Below are 15,556 nucleotides of genomic sequence, written 5' to 3'. Positions count from 1 at the left end.
ACAATTTAGTGAAATGTTTTCAAATCAAAATCAATGCTCCCTGAAAAGTCAAACAGCCCCTGAAGAAAAATGCCAGATACCCTGGATCGCATCTGGCATTCTATATCAGTTTTGCTTTACCAGGGCTTCCCTGTCCCTTGTATGACCCAGGGTTTGGACCAGGCACTATTTTCACCATCTACCTCGGAAAAATTGGTAGTTTCCAGCCTGGCCATGGCCGCTTCTGTTTCTTCGGGGTTCAGGTTTCTCTCGTCGATCATGTAGTAAAAGCGAACGGGAAGCGCCGCCCGAATGGCAAATGGTCCCGCCTGAAGCTGTGGGAAACCGGTCCTTCTGTAGTCAAACCAGGATTCAGCTGCCGCCGTCCAGGAGGCGATCCACTTTTGTTCCATTAGTTGTTCCAGGCTACCCTCAAACCGGACTTCTTCTTCCTGCAAATATGCTGCAGCCTGATCTGACAGGCCCCAGGTGGCAAATGAAGCCATGATCGCAGCCTGATAGTAATTTTCAGCAGTATTGCCTACGGACCAGCCTTTCAAGGCCGCTTCCGCCAGTATAAAGTTTACTTCCGATGCGGATATCAACCTGGCCCTTAACAAAGGACCATTGGGTTCCCGGTAAATATCATTCAGCCAGGAAACGTGAGGGTTGAAGGCCGCCTGGTTGGCATCAGGGCTCAGGTTATATACTTGTGGCCCCGGTATGGCCGGTGGAATGCCCACATAATCGGAATTCTGGCTGATATCCTCCAGGTCCACATTTCGCTCTTCCAATACATCGGGGGAAAGCAATCTTTGGTTGTTTTCTATTCTATCAGTTCCCGGAGGTAAATTTTCGTCCACCACCAGAGGAATTTGTACCCTGTTGGCCCAGACTCCCAATCTGGGGTCATTTTTGGAACGCATGGCTTCTACCAGGGTTTGACACATCTTTATGCGGCGGTAGTTGCTTTCATTGGCATCAAACCTGGTGTTGTTGGGCCAGCTGGTACTGCTTGAGTTATCAGCAAAAGGCATGGTGGCATCGTCTTCCGGATCAGTGATGATGGGGTATTGCTCCGGGTTTGCCAATAGGGTTTCAATGCCCTCTTTTGCAAAATCAGGAAGCTTTTCCGACACACGCATATAATACCTCAATTTTAAGGAATTGGCCATTTTTCGCCATTTGGAGGGATCCCCATTGAAGTAAACATCGGCTCCTTCTATCGTACTGTTGTATTCTGCCAGTGGTTTTGAAAGCAACTGATTGGCCGTTTCCAAATCCTGGATGACCCCTCTGTATATATTTTCCTGGGTATCAAAGGCAGGAAAGGTGGCTTCCGGCGTGCCCTCAGCACCCCTTAAGGCCTGGGTATAGGGAGCATCCCCCCACAAATCAGTGATCAGCCCAAACATCATGGACTTCATCACCAGTGTGACCCCCTGCTGCAACTCCTGGTCCAGTTCCACTGCCCGCTCATTAACAAACTGGTTGTTTCTCAGGATACCATAGTAACCAGCCCAACTGTTGTTCCTGTTCCATTCATACAAGTTGTGTCCACCGGACCAACCATCCTTCTGGGTATGCTGCATGACCCCTGCAATATCCTGATAACCCAGGTTGACAATGGTTTTACCTGCCTCTGTCAACACCGTGGAAAGTACCAGGTTTGGGTTTGCCGTTTCTGGATTGGCACCATTGGGATTCACATTCATGTCTATCAGGTCCTCCTGACAGGAGAAAACACCAAAAGCTATTGTACTGATCAGGGCGATGATTTTTATATTTCTTTTCATTTCAAGTCTGTTTTAAGTAACACAAGATTTCCTAAAAAGTGGCATTCACCTTGAAACCAATTGGCATCACCCAGGGCATCACATTCCACCTTTCTATCCCCTGTTTGAACTGGCTTCCCGCCTGAACGCCTCCCTGAGGTTGAAAAGCCATTTCAGGGTCAACATTGATCTTGGCGGCTGTCCATAAAATGATATTTCTGCTGTAAACAGAGAAATTGAGGTTTTGCATCTTCAGCCTATTGGCCAGCCTGATAGGTACATCATATCCGAATGACACCTCTCTGAGTTTCACAAAAGAAGCATCGTACAAAAAGGCCCTGGCAAAGCTCCATGCGGTACTTCCGGCATAGGGCAGGGTAATGGTCCCTCCGGGTTGCCCGATATTCTCTCCCAGATTTTCTGCAAACTCCGTGGGATTGCCATCAGCATCAAAAGCCGTGGCATATACTCCCGGAATAAACACCCCGCCATAAGGCAGGGTAAAAGGGCCGAAAGTAAAGGGGTAACCATTGTATTCCGGTGTAGGGCCTCCTACCAATGGAAAATTGTTTCCATTGATGAGAATCATAGATTCCTTATTTGCAAGCAGGTAATCCTTTAATTCCTGACCTTCCATTTCCCCCGGGTTGATCAATTTATCCAGAAAGATCTGCGATCTGCCGTGTTCCTCCCCAAAGCGATAGGTTTGGGAAACAAAGTCTCCTCCATTTCTCCAGTCAAAAGTCAGGTTAAGGTGAAAATTCCGGTAGGACAAGGAGGTTTGCATGCCCATGATAAATTTGGGATTGAAATTACCAATTTTATTTCTGCTGTTTACCGCATCCACATCCTGCCATTTTCCGGTTTGATTCAATATGGGGAATCCAAAATAAGGAGACTCCGGATCTTCCACCGTGACCACCTGTGCATCGTAAATATCACCAATTTCTTCTCCTACATAGGTCCATGCACCTCCCCTGGCATCTGTCCAGAGCGTGTAGTAGGGCAGGTCATCTGCCAATTCCAGAATCCTGGTCCTGTTTCTGGTCAGGTTGAAGCTGGTGGTAAGGTTCCAGTTTTGGTTCTTTACCAGATCAGCTCCAAGCGTAAGCTCGATCCCTTTGCTTTGCAATAATCCCGCATTGATATTTTTGGAAGTGTAGCCGGTTGAAGGTGGAAGTCCAGTGCTGAAAATCTGGTTCCTGTTTTCCATTATATAATAGGTCCCGCTAAAACGTACACGGTTATCCAACAAATTCAAGTCCAACCCTGCCTCATAGGAGGTTGCAATCTCAGGTTTCAGAGAAGGGTTCAGCAAGGTACCAGGCAGGGACAGCCTGGGTAAATTGCCCCAGTTTCCTGCATTGGAAAGTGCTGCGATCAGCTGGTAGGGATTGGCATCGTTTCCCACGGAAGCATATCCGCCCCTCAACTTTACCATGCTGAACTGCCTGGGCATATCAATCATGTTATTGAGCAAAAGACTCAAAGAAGCTGAAGGATAGAAATAAGGTTCGGCTTCTGGCAGGGTACTGGACCAATCCGCCCTTCCCGTCAAATCCAGGTAAATCATATCTTTAAACCCCAAATTGGCCAGGCTATAGAGGCTGTTGATTCCCCGTTCAAACCTGGAATTGTTATACTGGATATTGTCCGGGGAGATGTTTTGAATGGTATAAACCCCCGGGGTAATCAATCCACCTCCCGGAGTGGTACCGGCAAAAAGGCTGCTTCCATTTTGGTACCTCATGTTTCCGCCAGCGGAAAGTGTTATCCCAAAATCGTTGATGTCCTCGTTGTAAGTAAGCAGGAAATCCGCATTGGTCTCCATGCCATGCAATTCCGTTATTCCGTAGGCACCCTGCGGTTCTTCACTGTAGCTTCTTGCAATCTTACTTTCTCTGGTCTCATTATACAGGTCCAGGGCATACCGGGCAAAGAAACTTACAGAAGGGGAGATTTGCCAATCTGCCTTGATATTACCAAAAACCCGGTCCCTGGTAAAGCTATTATTGACTTCATTGGCGAGAAAATAAGGATTATTGGTCACACGGGTAGGTTGGTCCGCATCGACCGTTTTCTGCTCCAACCCTTCCTGTCCAGGTAGCCAATAATCTTTCAAGTCAAGAATATTGACATGCGGGGAGGTTTCATAGGCCCATTGCAAGGGGTTTGTTCCCCGTTCTCCGGCCGGCCGGTTGTCCGAATTGTTCCTGCTCACATCTATATTCGTGCTGACCGAAAATTCATCACTGACTTTCATGGTCGAGTTGATATTGAGGGTGTTTCTGAAAAGATCTGAATTGGGGATGATTCCCCTGTTCTGCATGTTGGAGTAGGATATCCTGTAATTCATGGAATTGTTGCTGTTGGAAATGGAAAAACCATTGGATGTGGTAATCCCCGTCTGCATAAAATTCCGGACATTATTGGGGTAGGAAACCAGGGGAATTGGAATTCTGTTTCCATTTTCATCCACTGGACTGTTCCACTGTACTGCTTCATACCCTTTATCCAGTTCAGCTCCAAAAGCAGCATTTACATTTTCCTGGACCAATTGGCCAAAGGGGTTGGATAGTGGGGTACCGCTGATGTCTGGCGGTATGGCTGAAAATTGACCCGAGCCAAACTTGCTGTGCCATTTCAGGTATTTGAAAGGTACATCGAATACGGTATTCGAGGTGACATTCACGGTAAGCCGGTCCACCTGACCAGTTTTGGTGGTGATCAAAACCACGCCATTACCAGCCCTGGATCCATATAATGCGGCTGCACTGGGCCCTTTCAGGATGGTAACATTGGCGATATCATCCGGATTTAATCCCGATATGGCATTTCCGTAATCCACCCTGTTTTCTGATCCAACCGAGGATACATTGTTAAGGGTATTGGCAATGGGTACTCCATCCACTACAAACAGAGGTTGGTTGTCCGAACTCAGTGAAGTAGCACCCCTGATTACCATGCTGACGGAGGAGCCTGTACCTCCGGTAGTACTGATTGTAGCTCCTGCCACCTTTCCCGACATGGCGTTCAGAAAACTTTCCTGGGCCACCCGGGTCATTTCCTCACCAGCTACCCTTTCTATGGAATACCCCAATGAAATTTCTTCTCGTTTAATTCCCAGGGCGGTAACCACCACCTCGCCCAAATCAGAAGCGTCCGGGTTCATTTCAAGGTCAATTACAGATCTGTTGCCCACCTCTTCCGATACCGCCTGGAAACCTATATAGGAAAATACCAAAACGGTATTGTCTCCGGGTACCTGAATGGCATAATCTCCATTGATATCGGTAGCTGTTCCTGTCTGGCTTCCCTGAATCAAAACATTTACCCCTGGAATACCCAGGCCATCTTCAGAGGAGGTAACCTTTCCGGTAACCTGTCTACTTTGAGCCATGGCTGTCATGTTCCCGGTCATGACGATGAGCAGGAGCAAAACAAACACCTGCCTTAATCTAATAGTTGTAAAATGTAGCTCCATAAGTTTACCTTTATAGTTTTAAACCTAAATTACCTGTAATACTGTAAGTATCAAAAACATACCACTCTATACCTACTTTTTTATTGCAGGTTGAACAAAAACCCAAAAATTATTATAGGAACAAGCATTATGAAAATATGTCTGTACTGTTAAAAAAAAATAACAGTGAGCTTCTTTGGAATTTTAAGTTTAAAAAACACATCCATTAAACTGTCCAAAAGATAAATTCTCAACGAAAACTACCTTCCAAGCAGACTGGCCTTTAGGGCATCGATCCATTCCAGCCTGCGGGAAAGCCTAGGACCGGGACTAAAACGATAAATGAAGTTGACCCGGTAATTGCCGGTACCTGCATTTACTTTATATCCGGCTACCGGCGAAAGATTGACCTGGTTGTAGACATAATTGACATTAACAGACCACTTTTCGGAATTGTATCCCGTAAACCCCCTTAAAAAATAATTGGGCCGTATACCCCAACTGCTTCTTTGCCCATCAGGTTCAAATTGCATACTGGTACGCCCCAATGACAAACTGGATGTAGCTGAAAGGGTAATGAAAAAATGCTTCTTAATGATAAGGGAATAGGCATAGCCCAAATTAGGTCCAAATTCAAAAAATTTGATTTGATCGAAAAGCTCCGCCCGTTCATCAGGAGGAAGGAGGCCATTTTGGTTTAGGGCCTGGCCGCCATATACTTCAAATCCAAGCAAAAATGACCCGGCTGATTTTTGCTGCCATTCATTTTGAAGGAAAGCAGCCCGATAAGAAAATTTATCGCCATTGAACAAATATTGCACCGACGCACCCACTTTCCTCATTTTCATATCGGGAAATACTAAAGGACCTTCAGTGCCAAATTGATTCTGGGGCCGTTTTAAAAAATAACCGTTGTAAAACTGCCCAAAAAAATCGATTACCAGATTTTTAGGGTAGGCATGGGCCTGCAGATCCAGGTATTTTGAATCTCCCCTGCCCCTATCCGGATTTAAAAAACCAAATCCGGTAGCCAGATTCAAGGTCAGGTTCTGATAAGTCAGACCAGCACCCATATTGAGCGTGGAATTGGGCATGTACCATAACTTCTTCTCCCCCTTTTCCAGGCCCATCCCTGTGTATTTTCTTGAAAAATAAAACCTGCCTGTAAGTTTTTCGGGATAGGACAGGTAGTAGGCAGTGCTATCGGGATCGGATTGAGCAGAAACAGGTAGAGAAGAAAAGAAAGCCAAAGAAACTACTGCCAAAAGAATTTTCATGCATGTGCGTTAAAGATGGTTTACATAGAACTGTATTGTCTTAACGGGCTTGCAATAAGGAGAGGTTCCAAAGGAAAAGGGAGGTTAGTAAAAATCATTTCGAAATAACCTCCTTTTTAAATATAAGAAAAAGATAAGTACAAAAAGTTGCTTAATCACCCATAACAAAGGTAATCATTTTTGTCGCAATAAAACAAAAAATAATTCTTTGTATTTTTCGATATTATAAAGAAATAATCACAATGGACCTCATTCCCAGATTCCTTGCAAAAAGTGATTCTGCTTTTACGGGAAAAGAAAAATTAGCCTTTTCCCCCGGAAGCCCAATCGGTATTTAGAGGGAATCCAAATAAAACCCATTAATAAATTAAATTTTTTATGTATTTTTTTTAATAATTTCACTTTTTCAAAGTCGAATTTGTAAATATATTTATCTAGCCGAAATTTATGGCGGGCTATTTCCCTACAAATCAGATCAGACTGACCCATTATTCAAAAGCAGATTAAAATTAATTTTTTATTGAAATATTTATATGTAAATATTTATAATTCAGCCGGAACTTTAGTGAAAAATTATCCTTTCAAAAGCCGGAAAAAAGCAAAAAATTTCCATGCGGACTTATCGACTTTTTACCAAAACAAAAACAAAAAGGGGATTTTCAGATTTTATCCTTCCCTGAAAACCATTTTTTAAAATAGTACAAAATGGGATTTTTGTATTTCAATTGTTTCCATGGTCTGCTGCCGTGGGGCCTGTGCCAAACCGGCAGGTCCATGAGTACATGGTTTTCAAATCCCATTTCCAGGGATTTATAACTGATATGCGTATCGTACCAGTCTTTGCTTTTGTCCAGGTTACTGAAATCATATTTTTCCAGAAAGGGTCTGCTGATGAGGGTACAACAAAAACTCAAACTCCTGTCTGTCTTCACCGCAGCCTGGTTTTTATACCTATTAAATTTCAGGTAGGGGAAATTAACCTTTCCCTCCCCGTCATGGGTAATGGCTCCTACCAGCCCCGACTTAGGATTGGATTGCGCAAAAGTGATCAGCCTATCCAAAGTATCTTTCTGAACTTTTACATCAGATTCCACAATGATCAGAGGCAATCCTGCCTCCAATGCATTTTTTTGCGACAATTGCAGTACTGTTTTGTAATTGGGAGAGGGATTTTTGGTGAGCTCTTCCAGGTGCACCAACTGAAAACCCATTTTTTTTTGTGCCTTTTCCAGGGCCATTCTGGTTTTAGCAGTAGAATAATCATTGAAAACCCAATAGTGAAAGTTGCCTTTGGCATTTTGAATGGCCTCGATGGTCTCCAGGGTGGCGGACAAGGCATCTTTCACCGGGGTAACTACAATTGCCTGCATTTTCATAGGATTATAATTTTATTTTCAATGACCACCCCGATTAGTCGGGCCAGGCTTTGGAATCTTTGACGATTAAAATAATCATTGCCCTGTGTGTTTTATGTTGATTTTAATCGTGTCGATTTCATCTTAAAAAAAGGCCCCGGGATGATCCAGGGCCTGATGCTTATTTTATTTCACTTTTTCCAATGCGGTTTTCACCCTTTTCAGGGCTTCCTTCAGTTCATCCTCAGAAGCGGCATAAGAAAGCCTTACGGAATCAGGTGCTCCAAAGGCGGCCCCTGTTACCAACGAAACATGGGCTTCGTTCAAGAGGTACAGGCAAAAATCATCGGCGGTTTGAATTTTAAAATCTCCGGCAGATTTCCCAAAAAAAGCAGAAACATCAGGGAAGAAATAGAATGCTCCTTCAGGGACATGGGTTTTGATACCCGGTATCTCCCTAAGCAATTGCAAAACCAGGTCTCTTCTTTTCAGGTAGGCTGCTGCCATCTCTTCGGAGGGTTTCTGATCTCCGGTAAGTCCGGCCAATGCCGCCCTTTGGGCAATACCTGTACCGCCGGAGGTAAATTGCCCCTGAATCTTTTCACAAGCCTTGGCAATGGGCAGAGGCGCACAGATGTAACCTACCCGCCAGCCTGTCATGGCATAACCTTTGGAGAAACCATTGACCGTTATGGTACGCTCAAACATACCCGGAAAGGAAGCTATGCTTGCATGTTGTCCTGTAAAGTTGATCAGCTCATAAATTTCGTCCGCAATAACGATCAGGTCCTCTTTTGATTTGACCACTTCAGCAATGGCTTCTAATTCCTGCTTGCTAAAAACTGATCCGGATGGATTACAGGGAGAGGAATAAATGACCGCCTTGGTTTTATCAGTAATGGCCGCTTTCAGTTGTGCGGCGGTAGCTTTAAAATTATTTTCCAGATTGCCTTCAATCAGCACCGGCACTCCTCCTGCCAATTTGATAATCTCAGAATAGGACACCCAGTAAGGTGAAAAAATCACCACTTCATCCCCTTCATTGATCAGGCACATAAAAACATTGGCAATCGAGTGTTTGGCACCTGTGGAGACCACAATGTTTTCGGCTTTTGCCTGCGTTATTTTATTTTGTTCCCTTAATTTTTTGGCAATGGCTTCCCTGAGGTCCTGATACCCGGCCACGGGTGGATAAGAAAAATACTTTCCTTCGTCTATAGCTGCCTTTGCAGCCTCCTGAATATGTTTTGGGGTTTTGAAATCCGGTTCTCCCAGACTCAGGCCAATGATATCGATTCCCTGGCTTTTCAATTCTCTGGCAGTTTTTGCCATGGCCAGCGTTGCTGACTCTTCCATATTGTTGATGCGATCAGATAGGATGGAATTCATGTATGGTCTTTTTTGTTTGACAATCAGAAATGTATAAATTTATTTGTATCAAAATATAAAAAAAAGGCTGGGGACTTCCCCTCGCTTTTTTTAGTTTGCAAAATTAACCATAATGCCAATCTTTCCTAAATCTTTGGACAATTTTGAAGACTTGTGTAATCGATTACAGTAAATTTACATTTGCTTCAGAAAGGGATCTTTTAATAATAAAATTTGGGTAAAAACGTTTTTAAATTGTTATGAATAAGTTAGCCTATTTGCTGGTCGTTCTTCTGTTAGCTGTCACCATGCGGGCTCATGGACAGGAAGAGGAAAATGCCAGCGATCCTGACTCATCGGGTGTTGTCAGCAATCGCCTTTTACCATCTTCCACGCCGGTATTGCTTTTTTCCGATGCGGAAGATGACTTAAAGGAAGAAAAAAAATCCAAAAAGAAAAAACGAAAGAAGAACGTCTACTTCGGTGAAAAAACGAAAAAAACACTGATAAAAACAAGTTTCAGGGATCAGGTCACCTATCAGGTATTTCATTTTACCTTCAGCAAAAGGGAGCCTGACCCCTATATCCGGGATATTTACTGGTATGATTCCAAAAACAAAGCCATTAAAAACTCCGGTTTCATTGCTTCCAAAGGATACTTGCTGCACGGGCCCTATGAAAGGCGAATAGGTGAACAGGTAGTGGAGACAGGCATGTACTATTACGGCACCAAACATGGTCGATGGATGACCTTCGACGGGAAAAATATTTTGCAGGACAAGCGGCATTATGATGAAGGGTGGCCCAAGGATTCAAGAATTACCTATTACAACAGGGGAGAAAGAAAAATTGAAAAACTCACGCCGATAGAATATGATTTGGAAGAAGGAAATTTTTACCATTTCTATCCTGATGGGCAGGTGGCGGTCACAGGTGAATACAGCTTTGGCGAGAAGGTAGGATTGTGGACGGAATATTGGTCCACCGATAAGGATAAAACTGTTAAAAAACGAGAAATACAATACCAGTCAGAAGCATTCACCAATGGATACAAACCCTATATCCGGGCAGAATGGGATAGGGAAGGAAATTTGATTTACCGCAACAATTGATCAATAAAAGGCATCTTCAAAATGCCTGAAGGCAATGTGTCCATGCCTATCCCTGTAAACCCCTACAATATCAAAACGGATGTCATGGTGCCAGTCCTTAGCAAAAATATAATGGTCTGCCGCCCGGATGATCAATTGCCTTTTTCTGTAATCAACAAATTCCTCCGCATAGCCGTATCCAGTTCCACTTCGAAACTTGACCTCTACAAAAACCATAATCCCTTTATGGGTCATGATCAGGTCTATTTCAGCGTGTTTGTACCGGTAATTCGCTTCTACAAAGGTATACCCCTTGGTTTCAAGCCAACTTTTGGCAAGCTGTTCCGCCTCTCTTCCCAGGTCATTGTGTTCAGCCATTCTCTTTATTTGACTATATTTGAAAAAACAAAAAGATAAAGTGAATCAATTTATCAATAAAAAAGTATACTTTAAAGATTTAGGAAGAAAAGATTACCGGGAAACCTGGGACATGCAGGAGCAGCTTTTTGCCGACACCATCGCCATTAAAATCAACAACCGAAACCTGACGGTTTCTTCTCAACAAATCACCCAAAACTACCTGCTTTTTGTAGAGCACCCGCATGTATACACCCTGGGAAAAAGCGGCAAACCGGAAAATCTTTTACTGGATGAGGCCGGTTTAAAAAAGGTTGGAGCAAGCTATTATCCCATAAACCGGGGAGGAGACATCACCTATCATGGCCCCGGGCAACTGGTCGGGTATCCTGTGTTGGACCTGGATAACTTCTTTACAGACATTCACAAATACCTCAGGTTTCTGGAAGAGGCAGTCATTGCCACCCTGGAGGAATACGACATTGAAGCCGGGAGAATTGAGGGGCTTACCGGCGTTTGGATAGACCATATCCGGCAGGATAATCCAAGAAAAATATGTGCATTGGGCGTTAAATCAAGTCGCTGGGTGACCATGCATGGTTTTGCATTTAACCTGAATACAGACATTGCCTATTTTAATCATATCGTCCCCTGCGGCATCAGTGACAAAGCCGTCACCTCCATGCACCTGGAATTGGGACATCCGGTAGATGAGGCCGAAGTAAAAAATAAAGTCAAAGTGCACCTGGCAAGGCTTTTTGGTATGGACTTCGTAGAAAACCTTTTTTCCCCGGAAAAAAGTCATTGAATTGTCAGCCTTTCAAGGCATTCTGGATTAATTTTTTGATAAAAAGTTTATCTTTGTAAGGGCTAAACAGCCCAGCCATCCTTAATGATGTAGCAAATTGAATTTGCCAAAATATAGAACTCTTGTCTATGGCCAATTTTTTTGAACAACTGAACGATATTCTTTTTTTGGACCTGGAGACCATCTCCGGGGCAGAAACACTGGAAGAACTATCCCCCCGAATGCAGGAAGAATGGCGCAAAAAATCCCAGCAAATCCAGCAGCAGGGAGAAGATGGCAGCCCTTCGGAATTGTACTTTGAGAAGGCCGGAATATATGCTGAATTCGGCAAAATCATTTGTATAGGCGTGGGATATTTCACCTATCTCAGGGAAGATGATCTGCTTCAATACCGCACAAAGTCATTCTATGGAGAATCAGAACACGGCACACTATTGGAATTCCGTGAATTACTTTGCAAAAAACAATGGGTCATTTGTGCCCACAATGGCAAGGAATTTGACATACCCTACCTTTGCCGGAGGATGCTGATAAACAGGATCCCCCTTCCTGACGTTTTACAACTGGCAGGCAAGAGACCCTGGGAAATCAGGCATCTGGACACCCTGGAGCTCTGGAAATTCGGGGACTACAAACATTACACAAGACTTGATTTACTGGCTTCGGTATTTGATATTCCGAGTTCTAAAGAGGGCATCGACGGGAGCATGGTGAATTCGGTATATTACAAAGAAAATGGCCTGGACAATATCCGGAAATATTGTCTGCGGGATGTGGAAGTAACCGCAAGGATATATCTTGCCTATCAGGGGCTTCCGGGAGATTTGGAATTTGAAATCATCAACCTGGATGAAGCAGGTGCTTAGAAGCAGCTGAATTAATTTCAAATAAATATGTTTACCTTTAATGTATTAATAAATTTTTATGGGAAGAAATTCAGGAAGAAAAAAATCAGGATTCAAAAATAAAGGGGGTAAAACCTCAGATTTGTCACGGTTGAAATACCAGTTGACGCAATTTTTTGACAGCAATTTCGGAGAAGAGTTTGCTGAAAAACAACTTATCAAAAAGCTATCTCTCAGAGATGCTGCTACAAAAAGCTTATTGTCGGATGCCCTTCAGGAGCTCATGGCAGAAGGCAACATATCAAAAAACCCGAGAAACCTGTACTCCTCTGCTGCCGATCCCGATTTCATCGTAGGAGAAGTGGATTACGTAAATGCCCGTTTTGCTTTTATTATCCCCGAAGACAAGGAAAAGAAGGAAGACGATATCATGGTTAAGGAGGCCCATCTTAAAACGGCACTGGATGGGGACAAGGTACGGGTAATGGTTTTGCCGCAAAAAGGTAGAGGTGGAAAACGAGAAGGCAAAGTACTTGAAATCATAGAACGCAGCAGGGACGAATTTGTAGGCCGGGTGGAAATCTCCCCCAGGTTTGCCTTTGTCGTGCCTGATTTTAAAAAAATGCACCACGACATTTTCGTGAAAAAATCAGATCTGGCCGGAGCACAACACAATCAGAAAGTCGTGGTCAAGCTTACCGGCTGGAAGGAAGGGGACAAAAGCCCTATTGGTACAATCATACGGGTATTGGGAGAAGCAGGGGATCATGAAGTGGAAATACACTCCATCATGGCCGAATTTGGTCTGCCTTTTGAATATCCGGAAGATGCCATTGCCGAAGCAGAGACCATCTCAGAAAACATTCCCTCCTCAGAATTGAAAAACAGGAAGGATTTCAGAGATATCAGCACCTTTACCATAGATCCAGCAGATGCCAAAGATTTCGATGATGCCATTTCTTTCCGTTACCTGGACAATGGAAATATGGAGATCGGCGTACACATTGCGGACGTGAGTCATTATGTGAAACCCAAAACCATTATGGAAAAAGAGGCCTATGACAGGGCTACCTCCGTTTATTTGGTAGACCGTACCATACCCATGCTGCCTGAAAGATTGAGCAATGGATTGTGTTCACTCCGGCCAAAGGAAGACAAGCTGACTTTTTCATGTGTTTTTGAAATGGATGAGCAGGCCCAGGTCAAAAATTTCTGGATAGGAAGAACCGCCATTCATTCTGACCGCAGGTTTTCCTATGAAGATGCCCAGGAAAACATGGATCAGGGCAAGGGGGAGTTTGCCTCCGAACTGGTAAAACTTAATGATCTGGCCCATAAGCTGAGAAAGGAAAGGTTCAAAAAAGGTGCGATTAATTTTGAGACCGTTGAGGTTAAATTCCGATTGGATGAAAAAGGAACACCTGTAGGCCTTATCATTAAGGAGCGCAAGGATGTGCACAAGCTGATAGAAGAATTCATGCTTTTGGCCAACAAGACAGTGGCGCAGTTTATATATGATAAAAATAAGGGAAAAAGTACCTTTGTCTACCGAACCCACGATTATCCAGACCTGGAAAAACTCACTACCTTTGCCAATTTTGCCAGAAAATTCGGACATGATTTACAGATAAGCGATGAAAAAAAGGTTTCCAACAGCTTAAACAAACTGATGGATGAGATTGCCGGTAAGCCTGAGCAGAATGTACTGGAGCAGCTGGCCATCAGGAGCATGGCCAAAGCCAAGTACACTACCGAACCCAAATTACATTTTGGGCTTGCCTTTCCACATTACACCCATTTTACTTCCCCAATCAGAAGGTATCCGGACCTGATGGTCCACCGGCTCCTGCAGCACTACCTGGATGGAGGTAAACCTCCCGAAAATCAGGCCTGGGAAGAAAAATGCCTGCATTCCTCTGAAAGAGAAAAGAGGGCATCGGATGCCGAAAGAGCCAGCATCAAGTACAAGCAAGTGGAATACATGAAGTTGGCTGAAGTGAAAGACTATGAAGGAATAGTTACCGGAGTTACGGAATGGGGCGTTTTTGTAGAAATCACCGAGACCAAATGCGAAGGAATGGTCCGGCTGCAGGACATGACTGACGATTACTACGATTTTGATGAAAAAAACATGCGGCTGATTGGGTCTAAAAACAAAAAGATGATCACCCTTGGAGACAAGGTCAAAGTCAGGGTTACACGTACGGATATTGACCGAAGAACCATAGATTTGGAATTTGCAAACGATGATAAATGAAAAAGAATTGGAGGAAATCAGGGATACCCTTGAAAAGCATATCCTCCAGCTTAATTTTGAAGGTGAACCAACGGAACTTTACGAGCCCATCAGCTATTTGATGCAGCTGGGTGGAAAAAGAATCAGGCCACTGTTAGCGCTTTTATCCTATGGCTTATTTAAGGAAGGTTACCAAAAAATACTTACTCCTGCCTCCTCTGTTGAAGTTTTTCATAATTTCACACTCATGCATGATGACATCATGGACAATGCCCCAATCCGCAGGGGCAGGCCAACGGTGCACGAAAAATGGGATGACAACACGGCCATTCTTTCAGGGGATGTCATGCTGGTCAAAGCCTATGAAATGCTTCTGGAAGTGGAGCCGGATAAGCTCAGGAATTGCCTGAAATTATTCAGTAAAACGGCGGCAGAAGTATGTGAAGGTCAGCAACTGGACATGAACTTCGAAAGCCTGAGCCTGGTAGCGGAGCAAGAATACCTCAACATGATCCGGTTAAAGACCGCCGTGCTCCTTGGATTTTCCCTTCAATTGGGGGCTACTCTGGCAGGAGCAAGCGAATCAGATGCCATTCATTTGTATGATTTTGGCGTAAATATCGGAATTGGCTTCCAATTGAAAGACGACCTTCTGGACGTTTATGCAGATAAAGAAAAGTTTGGCAAGCAGGTGGGTGGTGATATTTTGGCCAATAAAAAAACCTACCTCCTGATCAAAGCGATGGAACTTGCAAAAGGTGAAGATAAAAAGGAGCTGGAACATTGGCTTACAGCAAAAGAATTTGACCCGGCGGAAAAAATAATTGGGGTAAAGGCGATATATGACCGGCTGGAAATCAGGGAAAAAACAATGTCCCTTATGGCTGATTTTTTTGAAAAGGGATTTAACCAACTGGCCACAATAAAGGTGCAAAGACCGGAAGGCCTGAAAATCCTTTGGAGCCTCACCCACAAACTGGCTACGAGGGAGAATTAAAAAAC

Annotated in this window: 11 protein-coding genes; 5 read left to right on the top strand and 6 right to left on the bottom strand. The window is 43.9% G+C overall.

What is annotated here, in order from left to right; translation table 11 throughout:
- Positions 1 to 116: 116 nt before the first annotated feature.
- The 5 genes from G9Q97_RS09925 to G9Q97_RS09905 all read right to left on the bottom strand — a co-directional run bounded on the left by G9Q97_RS09925 (position 117) and on the right by G9Q97_RS09905 (position 9,238).
- Complete coding sequence (locus G9Q97_RS09925) at positions 117 to 1,775, bottom strand: SusD/RagB family nutrient-binding outer membrane lipoprotein (protein ID WP_166146343.1); 1,659 nt, start codon at positions 1,773 to 1,775, stop codon at positions 117 to 119.
- A gap of 31 nt (positions 1,776 to 1,806) precedes the next feature.
- A complete protein-coding gene (locus tag G9Q97_RS09920) occupies positions 1,807 to 5,238 on the bottom strand; it encodes a SusC/RagA family TonB-linked outer membrane protein (protein ID WP_166146341.1) in 3,432 nt (1,143 codons plus the stop codon).
- A 239-nt stretch (positions 5,239 to 5,477) separates the two neighbouring features.
- Positions 5,478 to 6,494 carry a DUF4421 domain-containing protein gene (locus tag G9Q97_RS09915; RefSeq protein ID WP_166146339.1) on the bottom strand — a complete coding sequence of 339 codons (1,017 nt, stop codon included), beginning with the start codon at positions 6,492 to 6,494 and terminating at the stop codon, positions 5,478 to 5,480.
- Positions 6,495 to 7,153: 659 nt separating this feature from the next.
- Positions 7,154 to 7,870, bottom strand: a complete 717-nt coding sequence (locus G9Q97_RS09910; protein ID WP_317168745.1) for a glycosyltransferase — start codon at positions 7,868 to 7,870, stop codon at positions 7,154 to 7,156.
- A 165-nt stretch (positions 7,871 to 8,035) separates the two neighbouring features.
- Entirely contained in the window at positions 8,036 to 9,238 is a 1,203-nt protein-coding gene (locus tag G9Q97_RS09905; protein ID WP_166146337.1) for a pyridoxal phosphate-dependent aminotransferase, read from the bottom strand.
- Between the two features lie 239 nt (positions 9,239 to 9,477).
- Between G9Q97_RS09905 and G9Q97_RS09900 the strand changes: the two genes are divergently transcribed.
- On the top strand, positions 9,478 to 10,329 hold the full coding sequence (locus tag G9Q97_RS09900) for a toxin-antitoxin system YwqK family antitoxin (RefSeq protein WP_166146335.1): 852 nt from the start codon (positions 9,478 to 9,480) through the stop codon (positions 10,327 to 10,329).
- Here G9Q97_RS09900 and G9Q97_RS09895 read toward each other — a convergent pair whose 3' ends face one another.
- Complete coding sequence (locus G9Q97_RS09895) at positions 10,330 to 10,686, bottom strand: YraN family protein (protein WP_166146333.1); 357 nt, start codon at positions 10,684 to 10,686, stop codon at positions 10,330 to 10,332.
- 40 nt (positions 10,687 to 10,726) lie between these two features.
- On the opposite strand from G9Q97_RS09895, the gene lipB reads away from it, so the two are divergent.
- From lipB to G9Q97_RS09875, 4 genes are all read left to right on the top strand, one after another.
- Positions 10,727 to 11,473: a lipoyl(octanoyl) transferase LipB gene (lipB, locus tag G9Q97_RS09890; protein ID WP_166146518.1), complete on the top strand. Its 747-nt coding sequence runs from the start codon at positions 10,727 to 10,729 to the stop codon at positions 11,471 to 11,473.
- A gap of 128 nt (positions 11,474 to 11,601) precedes the next feature.
- A complete protein-coding gene (locus G9Q97_RS09885; RefSeq protein ID WP_166146330.1) occupies positions 11,602 to 12,339 on the top strand; it encodes a 3'-5' exonuclease in 738 nt (245 codons plus the stop codon).
- 58 nt (positions 12,340 to 12,397) lie between these two features.
- On the top strand, positions 12,398 to 14,575 hold the full coding sequence (gene rnr / locus G9Q97_RS09880; RefSeq protein ID WP_166146327.1) for a ribonuclease R: 2,178 nt from the start codon (positions 12,398 to 12,400) through the stop codon (positions 14,573 to 14,575).
- Positions 14,565 to 15,551 (top strand): polyprenyl synthetase family protein, encoded by a 987-nt coding sequence (locus G9Q97_RS09875; RefSeq protein ID WP_166146324.1) that lies wholly within the window; start codon positions 14,565 to 14,567, stop codon positions 15,549 to 15,551. Before rnr ends, G9Q97_RS09875 begins: the two co-directional genes overlap by 11 nt.
- The last annotated feature ends 5 nt before the right edge of the window (positions 15,552 to 15,556 follow it).

It is taken from the genome of Cyclobacterium plantarum, assembly GCF_011290685.1.
In the GTDB taxonomy this organism is placed as follows: domain Bacteria; phylum Bacteroidota; class Bacteroidia; order Cytophagales; family Cyclobacteriaceae; genus Cyclobacterium; species Cyclobacterium plantarum.
This window is presented reverse-complemented; position numbering and strand designations above follow the sequence as displayed.

Bases quoted from the DNA above. Each gene is read 5' to 3' on its own strand.
- G9Q97_RS09920 (WP_166146341.1), bottom strand. From the start codon at position 5,238: ATGGAGCTACATTTTACAACTATTAGATTAAGGCAGGTGTTTGTTTTG.
- G9Q97_RS09875 (WP_166146324.1), top strand. From the start codon at position 14,565: ATGATAAATGAAAAAGAATTGGAGGAAATCAGGGATACCCTTGAAAAG.
- G9Q97_RS09905 (WP_166146337.1), bottom strand. From the start codon at position 9,238: ATGAATTCCATCCTATCTGATCGCATCAACAATATGGAAGAGTCAGCA.
- G9Q97_RS09895 (WP_166146333.1), bottom strand. From the start codon at position 10,686: ATGGCTGAACACAATGACCTGGGAAGAGAGGCGGAACAGCTTGCCAAA.
- rnr (WP_166146327.1), top strand. From the start codon at position 12,398: ATGGGAAGAAATTCAGGAAGAAAAAAATCAGGATTCAAAAATAAAGGG.
- G9Q97_RS09910 (WP_317168745.1), bottom strand. From the start codon at position 7,870: ATGAAAATGCAGGCAATTGTAGTTACCCCGGTGAAAGATGCCTTGTCC.
- G9Q97_RS09915 (WP_166146339.1), bottom strand. From the start codon at position 6,494: ATGAAAATTCTTTTGGCAGTAGTTTCTTTGGCTTTCTTTTCTTCTCTA.
- G9Q97_RS09925 (WP_166146343.1), bottom strand. From the start codon at position 1,775: ATGAAAAGAAATATAAAAATCATCGCCCTGATCAGTACAATAGCTTTT.
- G9Q97_RS09900 (WP_166146335.1), top strand. From the start codon at position 9,478: ATGAATAAGTTAGCCTATTTGCTGGTCGTTCTTCTGTTAGCTGTCACC.
- G9Q97_RS09885 (WP_166146330.1), top strand. From the start codon at position 11,602: ATGGCCAATTTTTTTGAACAACTGAACGATATTCTTTTTTTGGACCTG.